Origin of the sequence: Maribacter algae, assembly GCF_047345745.1 — a bacterium.
GTDB lineage: Bacteria > Bacteroidota > Bacteroidia > Flavobacteriales > Flavobacteriaceae > Maribacter.
In genome coordinates, this window is the sequence record NZ_JBLFES010000001.1 from 547,714 (window position 1) to 562,489 (window position 14,776).

Sequence of the window (14,776 nt, forward strand, 5' to 3'; positions counted from 1 at the left end):
TCTCTTTAGTGGTGGGATTTTTACTTTTTCACACTAATCATCACTGCCTCGCAACTTTGCAGGTCCGAGTTGAGGACAATATTTTCAGCTTTGTTGCCATCTGTAATTTCTATGGCAACGGTATTTGGCGGAGCGTTCCCTAAGTTATGGGCATAGAGGAACAGGTCGTTGGATTTGTTGGGATTCAATTTTATATTGAATTCCTTTTTTTGGTACGTTAAAAGGTGTTTTGATACTACTGCGGCACCGTTTAGAAAAATAGACACAATATCTCCATCCTGTCGTCCATGATCCCATATTTTTATACTGATTTCCTCACTGTCAAACGCGAACTCTTTAGTATAGGAAATTTTTCGCCCTTGGAACGCTTGACGTGCCGTTGATTTGGAAGCTTGGGTACCGGCACTTTTTTCTTCTTTCTTAGGCAGAACCTTTTTTCTTTTTGAGTTCTTTTTCTCTTTTTTTGGAACTGGTTGTGCCATTGCCAACTCCTTTTTTCTTTTTCGCGCATCGGAAGCTTTATTGACGATGGAGAAAAATGGAGTCACGAACTTGGCTATGCTATATTTATTATCCGGGAACAGTTCAATACCCACTACTTGATACTTATCACCGGAACCTATATTTTTTGCCAAGGCTATACCGTTCGTACTGCCCGTGTTTTTGAACGAACCTAATTCCTGTACGACCATTTCATTGCGTACCAGAAAAAATCGGATGGATTTTTCCGAAGTTATATTTTCTACTGACCATTGTAAAGCTGCAGGTTTTGTAATATCCCAAACGGTTCCATGTGCCGGGTCCGTTATGGTAATGGACGATTTTTCCGATTGAGCGCTTGTAGGGATGGCACCTAATAGGATAATACATCTTAAGAATGAGGTCAAGAATCTCGTTAGACTCATAAAAATACTACTACATCGGTTTGGTGAAAAGGTATCATAGCCAAAGAATTGGATTCTTCGTATTTAAAATAACGCCTTTTCGTCTTAAATGTTGGAAAATTTCTTTATTTTTTAAGTTATGCTCCACAATGAAAAATTCAGTACCTAGGGATACGTTTTAAGTTATACAGCTTTAATCACGTAAGTTACTACGCCCCAAATGAGTAGATTACTTTCTTTTTGAACCCTCATGGGCTCATAAGACTTATTTTCTGGCATAAGGTAAATAGCATCTATAGTTACCTTTAGCCGCTTTACGGTAAACTCACCATCAATGAAACAAACTGCTATTTTACCATTTTCTGCTTCTAAACTACGATCAATAACAAGTAGGTCGCCATGGTCCAGTCCGGCACCTATCATCGATTTTCCTTCTACTCTGGCGTAAAACGTAGCTTCTTTGTTCTTTATCAAGGTCTTATCCAAGCTTATCCGAGTTTCTTTAAAATCCTCGGCCGGGGAGGGAAAACCAGCTGAAATTCCATTTTCTACGAGCGGGATTTTTACTTTTTTGGTGGTATCCGGAATAAAAAAATGTAAGTTTCCTGTATTGAGTTTCTTTTTCAAACTACTTTACTTTTATAATATCCTTTATTTGGGTAGTGTATTTAGGGGACAAATGTTCTTGACGCATTTTCCAAGTACGCTGTAAATCTTGATTGGCTATTTTGAGCTTGTGACCGTTGTACTTATTATTGATTTTGTCCACCACTTTCATAAGTTCATCATGTTTCGGGTTTTCACGCTGAAACAAATCTAGTTGTCGTGTATCCGTAGGCACCAATCCAGTGACAATGACCCCGGCTTTTTTATATTTTATTCCTTTTTTGAATATGGACGTAACGGCCCTCACTGCATAATTACTTATGGTAAGATTGGAATCACTGGCATATGGCAACGTTATATATGTACTACTTCTGTCCTGTATTGTGTTTTTTTTATGTTTATCGCTCCTTAAAAATACCATTACAATGTTACAACTACTTTTTTGAGCTCGAAGTTTTTCGGCACAACTGCTTGCAAAAGTTGATATTCGTTCTTGTATATTTTCAATATCGGAATATGTATTTTCAAAACTGCGGGTAGTCGCAATTGCTTTTTTATCCCTCGTGTCGTCATCTAAATCTAAAGTGGGTTCGCCTTCCAAATCCTTTTTTAAGCGCAAACCTATAATGCCCATTTGTTTTTTTGTCCATTCATCCGAGAGTTGGGTAAAATCATAAGCGGTTTTCACACTTTTGGAACGTACCCTTTTTAAATTACCATGGCCAATGCCCCAAACGGTTTCGATTTTTGTCCATTGCAAAGCCTTTATTCTATCTTCTTCAGAAATGATAACAAATACCCCTCCAGTTTTTGATTTAAATTTTTTTGCAATTTTGTTTGCTACCTTGGATAGGGCCTTAGTGGGAGCCAAGCCTATACTTATAGGGATTCCTGTAGATTTCTCTACCTTATACTGTATTTTTCTCCCATAGGTGTTAAAATCATATCCTTGGAAACCTTCAAATTTCAAAAATGCCTCATCAATACTATAGGTTTCAATGTCCGGAGTGAATTTATTGAGAATGTTCATTACCCTATTGCTCATATCACCGTACAAAGGATAATTGGAGGAAAGGACTTTTATATCGTGTTCCTTACAAAAGCTTTTGTATTTGAACGCTGGTGCGGCCATGGGCAGGCCTAAAGCTTTCGCTTCACTACTTCTAGAAATAAAACACCCATCATTATTCGATAAAATGGCTACAGGTCTATCATTGAGAGAAGGTTGGAAGACCCGCTCGCAAGAAGCATAAAAATTATTGCAATCTACTAAAGCAAACATGACACAAAATTACTGATTTTCAAGCCCGATACAATTTGAACCCAAATATAGACTTTATAAAAGTTCCATTTTGGCTCTGAGGCCAAAATGGAACTGGTGAAACCTGCTGGCCGCAGGCGGGTACTTCTATGGCTTGCCTCGGGGATATTCGGTTTCAAGAAATTCTTTATTGTATTTTTTTGAATACTTGTAGACTATCACTATTGTTCCCCACCAATATCAGTTCTTCTTCCTCACTTCCCAGTTTTAATGTAATCATGTTTTTCGCATTTTTATCTACCAAAAACCCTGAATACGAACCTCTTTTTACATCAAATCCGCCTTTTCCGTTTCCCAACATAACAGCTCCTGTAGACGCATCATAACGACCAATGGTAACCTCGGTGCTGTAGTCGTTTGCGATGGCCAATACATCTAGATGTTCATCATTATCTATTTTTTTTGTTAAAAGCTTATTGATTGGCGCAATCTGTAGTTCATTTGGTAATGGTCGTAAGTTAAACTTGCGGTTTCCTAAGTTTTCAATATAACAACTCTCCAAAATGTAGGTTTCTAGGACTTGTGTATTTTCAAGTTCCTTTTCATTGAAAATGTCCTTAAAAGGAGTACTGGCATATTTATGGTAGGTGGTGAACCTTTTTTTTATTGAGGGAATTTGTTCTATTAATTTATCTCTTGGAGCAATTGTATACTCAATGCCATCATTATACTGGCAAATAATCGGGTCTACGCTGCCATTATTATCAAAGTCATTACTGTAAATTCGTAGAGGTTCTTCTTTACTGGCCCTATAGTCAGTATTCAAACCTAAATTTCCGGCTAAGTAGTCCAAATCTCCATCATTGTCAAAATCACCTTCTGAAACAGTGTTCCACCATCCATTGGAATATGGAATAGTGATAGGAGAAGAATTAATTTGTCCTTGATCATTTTCGAAAATGGTGATGGGCATCCACTCACCAACTAATATCAAATCTTGATCATTATCCATATCATAATCAGTCCAGAGCGCATCGCTGACCATTCCTATTTCCTTCGGGAATTCTGTATGTTTATGAAAGGTTCCCTCTCGATTTTCTAGCAAGAAGCTTTCTGGAAAATTAGGATATTTTCCCGGTGTTATCCTACCGCCGATAAACAGATCTAAATCACCATCTTTATCATAATCGGCAGCTGCTATAGCCTTGGTACTGGAATTTATTTTAGGTAGTGCGGTTTCATCTTTTGTAAAATTACCTTTACCATTGTTCATATAAAGCCTGTCTTGGAATATTGTAGCGTTATTAGTTTGCGTGCCTCCAGAACAAACATATAAGTCCAAATCACCGTCCTTATCTGCATCAAAGAACAGGGCGTTTGTATCTTCATGTTCCATCCCTAACGTCCACTCTTTTATTTCAAATGTCTTATCATCCTTTTGAAGGACTAGAGCGGCAGGATTACCGGCCGACCCTCCGATATATATATCCTCTAAGCCATCACCATTTACATCACCTTTTGTCATTGCTGGGCCTAGCTGTGAATGTTGATGAGGTAAAAGTGATTGCTGATTAAAATCTACTTGTAGATCTTCTTGGTGTGTATAGTGTAAGCCATAGTCATAATTGGCTGTTGAAAAAAGAAATTCGTCTCTTTTTTGTTTCTCCTTAGCAGGAACGGCACCTTTGTTTTCCAACACAAGTAAGGTATCCGCTTTTATTTGTTTTTTAATTATAACCTTCCCATCGGGAAAAATCACTTTTAAACTGTCAATTTTGGAGTTATTGCCAAGACCAAAATGAAGTATGGGATCCATGGTAGATTCATAACCCCGGTAGGTCGTTTGTTCAATAAACTGTACTTTATTATCATAATAAAGCCATATTTTGGCACCAAGAGCACTAAGGTTTTGATTGGCTCCCTTTAACTTTATTTTTAAATAATGATTTGAGTTTAGTTCATTGGCCCTGTTTTCATATATAAATGCCTCTTGGTCTATATTATTGGTAATCAAGTCCAAATCGCCATCGTTATCCAAATCCCCATAGGCTGCCCCATGTGATTGAGAGGGTTCCCCAATTCCCCAAGGGACTGATTTTTTAAGAAATCCCATGCCTGATTGATTTTGAAAAATATAGTTAGGCAATTTTCCACTGGATTGTTTATTGATTGTCTCCAATTGTCTTTTCTTAATCATTTCAGGAGATCCAAAAGGATTCCAGTTTCCATACATCATATAATCTAAATTGCCTAAATCTCTTTTAAATCCGTTCGTTATAAATAAATCCTTATACCCGTCATTGTCATAATCTGCGAATAGGGCGCTCCAGCTCCAATCCGTTTTGTGAACGTTGAATAGCTGACCTACTTCACTAAAAGAACCATCGCCGTTGTTCAATTGTAGTGTATTGCGCGAATATTGGTGTAGATAGCCCATTTTTAGGGTATTTTGAAAGCGGTGATAGTTACCGCCCGCAACAATTGTTTTTTGCCTGTAATTATCTTCAGGCAACATGTCCAAAACGTAAATCTCTGGTTTAGCATCATTGTTTATATCTGCTATATCTATACCCATACTAGCGTAACTGGTATGTTTCAGTATTTGGTTCGCCTTGTTCGTAAAAGTTCCATCTTGATTATTAATATATATGATGTCATCACTTAAAAAGTCATTCGTGATATAAATATCCGGCCAATTATCATCATTGAGGTCGCTTATATTCATACTAAGACTATACCCCTCTGTTAAAATGCCTGCTTCTTTGGAAACATCCGTAAAAAGAGGAAGTTTTTTTATTTTTTCGTTAAAGGATACGTTATTCCCTTGAATAGGATTTTTTGTTATCGTATTGTTTCGATATAATTTATCGGTACTCGGGGATTCGCCTTTTGTTTTTTTCTGACGAATGTCGTTGACGATTTTTAAATTAAAGTCTGGAGGATTGATAATTAAAAATAAATCTAAATCCCCGTCTTTGTCATAATCAAAAAAGTTGGCATGACTACATTGTGATGCATCTGCAATACCGTAATCTTCCGCACTTTCGGTAAAAGAAATCTGTCGGGATGTGTCTCCAAGGCCATTATTGATAAAAAGCAAGTTTTTGGTTTTTTCACTAGGGCCAATACCGGATACACTTAAATAAATATCCTCCCAGCCATCGGCGTTGATATCCACAATAGCAACTCCGGTAATCCAACGGTCGGTAAGTATCCCTGCTTCTTCAGTATTATCCTTAAATTTTAAACCACCTTGGTTAAGGTATAAACGGCTGCTCTGCATACAACCGCCAAAAAAGATATCGGGTAAGCCGTCGTTATTAAAATCTCCTATTCCCACTCCAGAACCTGTATAAATATTGCTAAACTCCAGAAAATTATAGGTTTCGTTTTCCTTGATTTCATTTTTAAAATGAATACCGGTTTTCGATGAATCCAATCTTTTGAAAAGAGATTCGGAACGGGTACTGTCACAAGAAATAATGCAATTAAAACATATTATGAAAGCTAATAGTTCTACGATCTTTTTCTGTCTGGTGTTTTTCAAATAATAATTTTTAAATTTTAAAAAAAGAGAGGTAATATTCTTCGGATATATAATTTGAGATCACACTCTTAAAAGTATAACAATATATTTTTAATAGGATAAAGTAAGTTTCACTTGAAATTAATCTTATACCGTATTACAAAAACAAGTAGCGTGGGTCAGGTTTTAAGGGGGATAAATCGCAATCAAGATTCAAACATAAAAAATAATCACAATTATTTAATTGTAAAATAAGTATTGATTTTCTTAAAAAAAAGAGATTACTTCTAAATTTTAATGAAAAAAACAACAAAACCATATGTTCTCTTTTTAGAATCATTTGGTACACGGTAATCGATTATTCATTCGCATTTTTGGTTTAGACTGTTTAAACTAATTTGAATAATAACCAAAATTGAACGCTTATGAAATTATCAAATCAAGTCTTAAAAACGTCCCAACAGCGGACTATGCTGTTTACTGTTTTTTTGATTTTCACTATTGTAATGGGTCATGCTCAAGACATTACTATCTCAGGTAATGTTACGGATGACCAAAACCAACCTCTTCCGGGTGCCAATGTATTGATAAAGGGTACTACGAACGGAACACAGACCGATTTTGACGGAAACTATACCATCAATGCGCCAAGCGGTGCAACCTTGGTGGTGAGTTATATAGGTTTTACGAACCAAGAAGTAGCTGTGGATGGGAGAACTACAATAAATATCTCATTGACGGAAGATGCAAGTTTGCTGGATGAGGTCGTTGTAGTAGGGTATGGGTCTCAACGAAAAACTGATTTAACGGGTGCCGTAGGCCAAGTTGATGGCGATGAATTGGGCAAGTTTACAACCAATGATGTAACACAGTCCATTCAAGGTAGAGTTGCTGGTGTTCAAATAGATACCGATGGTGGAGGTGCGGGAGCCGGTGCATTCGTGACCATTAGGGGATCGGGTACATTATCCGATGCGCAACCGTTATACGTGGTGGATGGTTTATTCGTAGGGGGTATAGACAACTTAAATCCAGCCGATATCGAAAGCATAAGTGTGTTGAAAGATGCTTCCGCAGCTGCTATTTACGGTCAAAGAGCGGCAAACGGTGTGGTCATTGTAACGACTAAAAAAGGGAAAAAAGGAAAATTGACCATTGATTTTGAAGCAAGTGCCGGCTTTGACCAAATTATCAATCAATTGGAATTTGCGAATGCCCGTCAATATGCGGACATAAGAAATGCCGCCAATGATAACGATGGTCAACCAAGGGCTCCTGCTAACGATACGCAGTTTAATCCAAATATAGATACGGAAATTCAAGATCAAACCTTGCGATCTGGACCTCGAAGTAATTTTAACCTTCGTCTCTCGGGTGGAGGAGAAAATTCGGCATACAGCGTTTCTGCCAATAGATTCGATAGAAAAGGGATTTTGAAAACGGATGAGTTTGAACGTTCTGGCCTAAGGGTCAATAGCTCATTTGAAAAGGGTAGGGTCCGTTTTGAACAAAATTTGAATCTTACACAAACGGTCAACAAGCCCAATCCTTATTTTAATCAAGAACGTGACCATATTCCAACAGCACCAATTTTTACCAGCAATCCAATTTTCGAGGGTGGATTTGCCGGCTCTGCTACTTCTGATGGGAGCTTAGGTTTTCATGGAATAGAAGATGTAATTAATAGTTTGGGACTTGCTGAGTTGGAAGAACGTAGGATTACGACCAATCAATTACAGGCGAATGCTATTATAACGGTAGATATATTGGATGGGTTAAGCTATAAACTCAACGCGGGGATCAATTATTTTAATCGTAATAATTTTGAGTTTACGCCAACGTATTTCTTTGCAGCATCTAATAACGGGCAAAACCCTATCAATGAGCTTGATGAGGAAAATACGAACTTTTTGTCTACCCTAATCGAGAACACATTAAATTATAATAAGGATTTCGGCAAACATACCGTAGGTCTTTTGGCGGGGTTTACGGAACAACGTGATGAATTGCGAAGTTTGGGAGTAGTTGCCCAAAATTTCCCAAGTAATGATATCCGAGTGGCAAGTGCAGCAGAAGATTTGCAACAGGCAACGTCTGAAGAGATACGATCGGCATTACGCTCTTGGATCGGCAGGGTCAATTACTCATATGACAGTAGGTATTCCTTTACGGGAACTATACGTAGGGACGGTTCTTCTTTATTTAGAAGTGATTTAAGGTTTGGTAACTTTGTTTCAGCGGCTGTTGCTTGGAACGTAATTAACGAATCCTTTATGGAAAAACAGGAATTGTTTGATAATCTTAAGTTCCGTCTAAGTTACGGGGAACTGGGGTCAAGTAATGTGGATGCTTATTCTTTTGCACCGATCTTAAATACCAATAGTTCTTTTATAACAGGTAGTGGTTCTGGAAGAGCAACAGGTTTTGCGCAAACAGCCGGGGTAAATTCAGAATTGCAGTGGGAGACTACGACTACGACCAATATTGGTTTGGAAGCTGCTTTTTTGGACAATAAATTGCAAATTACGGCAGACTACTTTACAAAAGAATCTGCGGATATCATTGCGCCATTGCCACCAAGTAATTTTCTGGGCTTTGGCAATGCCGTGCCATCAAACGCTGCTACTATTGAAAATAATGGATTTGAATTTCTGGCAAACTATTTTGCGCAGGCTGGGGAACTGAACCTTAATATAAGCGCTAATTTTTCTACGATTAAAAATGAAGTTACCTCTCTTGGAGAAGGGGTTTCTCCTATAAGAGGAGGTGATTTCACTTCAAATGGAGACAGAAGGATTACCAGAACAGAAGCTGGACATCCTGTAGGCGCTTTTCACGGTTGGAAGGTCATAGGTATATACCAAAGTGATCAAGAGGCTATAGATGACGGTAGAACTGATGCCGTAGCGGGTGATCTCCGCTTTTTGGACGTAGATGATGATGGGGATTTAGATGATGATGATAGAATATTCTTAGGTCAGTCACAACCTAAATTCACGTATGGATTCAATATAGACGCCAATTATAAAAACTGGGATATGACATTATTCTTTAATGGCGTATCAGGAAATACAATTGCCAATGCATCCAAATGGCGGTTTACATTTGACACCACTTCGAATTACCTCCCTGAATTGTTGAACGCCTGGACACCTACCAATACGGATACCAATATTCCTAGGGCCACATTATTGGATACTGGAGTTAATGGTAGACCATCCGATTACTTTTTGGAAGATGGAGATTATTTTAGGTTGAGGAATTTGCAATTAGGATACACTCTGCCCGAAAATACATTATCCTTTTTGGGAGTCTCTAGAGCTCGATTGTTTTTTTCAGCGACCAATCTCTTCACGATTACAGGTTATACGGGTTATTATCCAGAATCTGGAAGGAGCTTTAGGGGGAACAATGTTCAATTGTTCAACGCAGGTGTTGACGACGCTAATGTGCCTATTCCTAGGACTTATAACTGGGGAGTACAAGTGTCATTTTAAAAAATTGCTAACTTTATAATAAAAATTTAATCGATATAATATGAATATAAAATCGAACATAAAAAGAAAAAAGTGGGGCTTTATGAGCTGCCTATTATTAATTGTAATTTTTGGATGTGAAGAAGATCTTTTGAATCAGGTAAATCCAAACTCTATTACTCCGGATACTTTTTGGCAGACTGCTGAAGATGCGGAACGTGGTGTTATCGGAGCCTATAGCCCAATAACCGGTGTACAGTTTTATGGACGGATGTTTGTTTTTGCATCGGATTACAGAGATGATATCATCAACGGTTTTGCAATTTCTGCGAGAACTGCACCAGGAAGGTTCCAAGGTACTTCGGATGTTGCGGCAGTACGTGTAAGCTGGCAAGAAGGTTGGAAAGCCATTGTAAGGGCAAATGAGGTTTTGTTCAATGTTCCCAATATAGAAATGAACGATGCACAGAAAAATGCAATTTTGGGTGAAGCACTATTTATTAGATCATTTATTTACCATGATTTTGTAAATCTTTGGCTCAACGTACCATTGATTACTACTCCATTGACAGTAGAAGAAGCCAACTCGGTATTTCAGGCGACACCTAATGAAGTGTGGGCCCAATTGGTTACAGATTTAGAACAGGCAAGGGATTGGCTGCCACCTACTCGCTCCGAAAACGAGTTGGGGCGTGCTACATGGGGTGCAGCATCCGCATTGTTGGCCAAAGTTTATCTGATTACAGAACAATACGGTCAAGCTGCGACAGTGCTTCGTGAAATTAGGGATAGTGGTCTATATAGTTTGGTTGACGACTACGGCGATAATTTTAGAAGCAGTACGGAGAACAATACGGAATCCGTTTTTGAATTTCAAATGTCTAATGACGGTAATACTGGCTGGGTAGGAGATGCACCTAATACCGGCCGAGCCAATTCTGTAGTACCCGATTTTGCGCCACAAGGTTTTACAAATCAAAATGGTATGCGTATCAATGACTGGGCTTTAGACCTTTTCTTGGATGAACAGACGGTCAATGGAGAAACAGACCCTAGAGCATTCTACACATTATTTTGGGACACGGACGAAACGACCAACTATGAGGGTCAGGTGTTGAGTTCCAGAACGTACAAGAATTTAACGTATCAAGAGGCAAGACCGGGAGATACGAATATTTATGGGAATAAATATGTCTTTGCAGATGCTGAAGATGGTAATGAACAGGCCGTGTTTCATAGAGGGGATATGAACTGGAGAGTTATTCGTTACGCGGATGTATTGCTTTATTTGGCCGAAGCCATTATGGAAGGTGGCAGTTCACCTACAACACAAGAAGCTGTTGATGCTGTTAACCTTGTTCGTGCGCGTGCCGATATGCCCGAATATGATTTAAGCATGACTTGGCAAGATGTTATGGACGAACGCGTAAAGGAATTGGCCTTGGAACATTACAGGTATTATGATTTACTACGTTGGGATATGGTGAAGGAGCGTATCGTTGACATACCCGGTATAAAATCAGAAAGCGGTGGTGTAGGAGCATACCAACCTGGTAGGGAATATATGGATATACCACAAGTGGATTTGGATATTAACCCTAACTTACAGCGGAATCCAGGATATTAATCAGTTTAGTTTAAGTTTATAACTTTTCGGCGACCCAATAATTATTGGGTCGCCGATTAATTTGAAGAATATTTATGTACCGTATTTTTTTGGGTGTATATATTTTATCGGTTTTTTGTTGGTCATGTGAAAATAAAAACAAAACGAACACTTCCAAAGCGGATATGGCCTTTGAGCTATTGGATGCCTCCGTTTCCGGAATTGATTTTACCAATGTTATAATTGAAAATGATACGCTTAACTATTTTACGTTCCCATATCTCTATCTTGGGGGTGGTGTTTCGGTTGGAGATATCAATAATGATGGGTTGACAGATATTTATTTCACCGGTAACCTGGTTTCAAATAAACTCTACCTGAACAAAGGTAATCTAGTATTTGAAGATATTTCGGAAAAAGCAGGGGTCTCTGGCGATAGTAGATGGTATACAGGCACTACAATGGCCGATGTTAACAATGATGGCTTTTTGGACATTTATGTTGGCGTTTCCGAGGTATTCGGAAACAGCTCCAATCAACTTTTCATTAATAATGGTGACAATACATTTACTGAACAAGCAGAAAATTATGGTATAGCTGATAAAAGTACGTCTATTCAATCCACATTCTTTGATTATGATAATGATGGCTTTTTAGACCTTTTTGTAGCTAATTATCCCTTGGTACCGGTAAGTCAGGGCAATTGGTTTTATTATGATTTGATCCAATCCAATCCAATGCATTATTCTGGCCATTTATACCGTAACAATGGCAACAATACTTTTACTGATGTTACCCTAACATCCGGTGTTCAAAATTTTGGACTAACGTTGGGTTTGGTCGCCTCTGACTTTAATAATGACGGCTATAAAGATTTATACCTTTCCAATGATTTTAATGTTCCGGATTACTTTTACCAAAATAATGGAGATGGGACTTTTTCCGAAGTTGTAAAAAATATTACCGAACAAACCTCTATGTTCGGTATGGGTGCCGATGCAGCTGATTTTAACAATGATGGGCTAACGGATATTATCCAAGTTGATATGACGGCAGAGGATTATAAAAGGTCCAAAACCAACATGGCCAGTATGAGTCCTTCTACTTTTTATGAAGCCATTGATTTGGGTTTTGGTTACCAATACATGCAAAATTCATTACAGCTAAATAATGGAATCAATGATGGCCATCCAAATTTTAGTAACGTTGCACGGTTTGCGAGTTTGGCCAATACGGATTGGAGCTGGGGCCCTTTGTTCGCCGATTTTGACAATGACGGGTTAAAGGATGTTTTTATTACCAATGGCGTTAAGCGCGATGTGAACAATAATGATGTCAATAAGGTATATGATGATAGAAATCCCTTTGATAAAGAGGTGAAACCAAATTATAAATTACTTCCCAGTACACCTATTGCAAATTACGCGTACAGAAATAATGGCGATTTGTCTTTTTCCAAGGTAACTGACGAATGGGGGTTGGACGAAAAAGGTTTTTCAAATGGATTTGCATATGCGGATTTTGACAACGACGGCGATTTGGATTTGGTTATCAATAATTTAGATGCAAAGGCTTCTATTTATATTAACAATAACCAACAAAAATCAAATCATTATTTGAAAATTCAACTAAAAGGTGAGAATCATAACCCTTTTGCGCTGGGAGCAAAAGTTTCCATTAAAACCAGTGGATCAAGACAATTTCAAGAACTCACGCTTACGAGAGGTTATCAATCAAGCGTAGAGCCTATATTGCATTTTGGGCTCGGTAAGGAAGATATGGTTGAAGAACTACAAATACTATGGCCTAAGAACGGTCAAAGACAGATTTTAAACAATATTAAGGCAGATCAATTGGTTACAGTTCAATTTGATGAAAACATTTCTGATCCTCTTGTAAAAAAGCCCAATGAAGAGCATCGTTTTGAAGATATCACTATTAATTCTAAAATAGATTTTATCCATAAGGAGGATAAATATGACGATTTTAAATTTGAACCGCTGTTGCCACACCAAAATTCCAAGATGGGCCCAGGATTAGCTGTTGGTGATGTAAACAATGATGGGCTTCAAGATTTTTTTATCGGTAATGCTAAGGGATTTAAGGCTGCGCTATTTGTTCAAAACAATGAGGCAACATTTCAAAAGATCACTGGTCCTTGGGAGTTAGATGCTTCCTATGAGGACACGGGTGCAATTTTTTTTGATGCTGATAACGATGGCGATTCAGATTTGTATGTAGTCAGTGGAGGTAACAATAAATTGATTTCTAAAGAAAATTATAAGGACAGACTTTATCTGAATACGGAGAAAGGTTTCGTGAAAGCAACTTATAGTCTACCTAATAATTATGCCAGTGGACAGGTGGTTCTTCCCCAAGATTTTGACAATGATGGTGATTTGGACCTTTTTGTTGGCGGGAGAATTTCCGTTGGCCATTATCCATATCCGGCTAAAAGTTCCATTTTAAGAAATGATGGCGGTAAGGATACCGAGTTAAGATTTACGGATGTAACCAAAGAAATTGCCCCGAATATTGAGCAGGCCGGTCTTATAACATCGGCGCTTTGGGATGATTTTAATCTAGACGGAAATACAGATTTAATTATTTCGGGAGAATGGATGCCCATACGTTTTTTTAAAAACAATGGCGCATCTTTCACTGAAGTAACGGATAATTATGGGCTGAAGGAAAAAACAGGCTGGTGGTATGGTTTGGAAAAGGCGGATTTGGATGATGATGGAGATATGGATTACGTAGCCGGTAATCTTGGCCTAAACTATAAATATAAAGCTTCTGCAAAAAACCCGTTCGAGGTTTATGCAAATGATTTTGATGAAAATGGAAGTTCGGATATTGTATTGAGTTACAAGAAAAAAAATAGAAATTTACCGTTAAGAGGCAGAGAATGCTCTTCAGAACAGGTTCCGGCGATTAAAAAAAGATTTAAAACATTTGAATCTTTCGCAAACGCTGATTTAAATGATATCTACGGGGAATATATGTTGAAAAATTCCTTACATTATAAGGCCACTACGTTTGCTCATTATTGGCTGGAAAGGATGGATAATGGTTCTTTTGAAATGCATAGATTGCCAAACGAGACTCAATTATCATCAATTAATGCTTTAGAAGTATTTGATTATAATAATGACCGTTTTCCGGATATTATGATGGGTGGCAACCTTTTTAATTCGGAAGTGGAAACACCTCGCAATGATGCTGGTATAGGAACCATTCTACTTGGAGGTTCAAAGGAGATAAGTATAGTTAAACCTGAAGATTCTGGGCTATTTTTGAAAGGCGAAATAAAAGAGATAAAATCCATTAAATTAGGAAATAGTGCAGGAATAGGATTTTTAGTGGCCGCCAATAATTGCCCGCTTAAACTTCTTATTTTAAAGAAGAAATAAATTA

The 14,776-nt window shown here is 37.9% G+C and carries 7 protein-coding genes; 3 read left to right on the forward strand and 4 right to left on the reverse strand.

Features of this window, described 5'->3' with window-relative positions; translation table 11 throughout:
- Positions 1–20: 20 nt before the first annotated feature.
- The 4 genes from ACKWBX_RS02505 to ACKWBX_RS02520 form a co-directional block, all read right to left on the reverse strand.
- Entirely contained in the window at positions 21–905 is an 885-nt protein-coding gene (locus ACKWBX_RS02505; RefSeq protein WP_413967066.1) for a hypothetical protein, read from the reverse strand.
- 162 nt (positions 906–1,067) lie between these two features.
- Positions 1,068–1,511, reverse strand: a complete 444-nt coding sequence (locus ACKWBX_RS02510) for a LexA family protein (RefSeq protein WP_413967067.1) — start codon at positions 1,509–1,511, stop codon at positions 1,068–1,070.
- Position 1,512: 1 nt separating this feature from the next.
- Positions 1,513–2,772 (reverse strand): Y-family DNA polymerase, encoded by a 1,260-nt coding sequence (locus ACKWBX_RS02515; protein ID WP_413967068.1) that lies wholly within the window; start codon positions 2,770–2,772, stop codon positions 1,513–1,515.
- A 166-nt stretch (positions 2,773–2,938) separates the two neighbouring features.
- On the reverse strand, positions 2,939–6,190 hold the full coding sequence (locus tag ACKWBX_RS02520; protein WP_413967069.1) for a VCBS repeat-containing protein: 3,252 nt from the start codon (positions 6,188–6,190) through the stop codon (positions 2,939–2,941).
- 512 nt (positions 6,191–6,702) lie between these two features.
- On the opposite strand from ACKWBX_RS02520, the gene ACKWBX_RS02525 reads away from it, so the two are divergent.
- The 3 genes from ACKWBX_RS02525 (at position 6,703) to ACKWBX_RS02535 (ending at position 14,772) form a co-directional block, all read left to right on the forward strand.
- Positions 6,703–9,774, forward strand: coding sequence for a SusC/RagA family TonB-linked outer membrane protein (locus ACKWBX_RS02525; protein WP_413967070.1), 3,072 nt, complete (start codon positions 6,703–6,705; stop codon positions 9,772–9,774).
- A gap of 82 nt (positions 9,775–9,856) precedes the next feature.
- Positions 9,857–11,380, forward strand: coding sequence for a RagB/SusD family nutrient uptake outer membrane protein (locus ACKWBX_RS02530; RefSeq protein ID WP_413967071.1), 1,524 nt, complete (start codon positions 9,857–9,859; stop codon positions 11,378–11,380).
- A gap of 74 nt (positions 11,381–11,454) precedes the next feature.
- Positions 11,455–14,772, forward strand: coding sequence for a VCBS repeat-containing protein (locus tag ACKWBX_RS02535; RefSeq protein ID WP_413967072.1), 3,318 nt, complete (start codon positions 11,455–11,457; stop codon positions 14,770–14,772).
- The last annotated feature ends 4 nt before the right edge of the window (positions 14,773–14,776 follow it).

What these genes read in the sequence shown, in the direction of transcription:
- ACKWBX_RS02535 (WP_413967072.1), top strand. Translation starts at nt 11,455, where the DNA reads ATGTACCGTATTTTTTTGGGTGTATATATTTTATCGGTTTTTTGTTGG.
- ACKWBX_RS02505 (WP_413967066.1), bottom strand. Translation starts at nt 905, where the DNA reads ATGAGTCTAACGAGATTCTTGACCTCATTCTTAAGATGTATTATCCTA.
- ACKWBX_RS02525 (WP_413967070.1), top strand. Translation starts at nt 6,703, where the DNA reads ATGAAATTATCAAATCAAGTCTTAAAAACGTCCCAACAGCGGACTATG.
- ACKWBX_RS02515 (WP_413967068.1), bottom strand. Translation starts at nt 2,772, where the DNA reads ATGTTTGCTTTAGTAGATTGCAATAATTTTTATGCTTCTTGCGAGCGG.
- ACKWBX_RS02530 (WP_413967071.1), top strand. Translation starts at nt 9,857, where the DNA reads ATGAGCTGCCTATTATTAATTGTAATTTTTGGATGTGAAGAAGATCTT.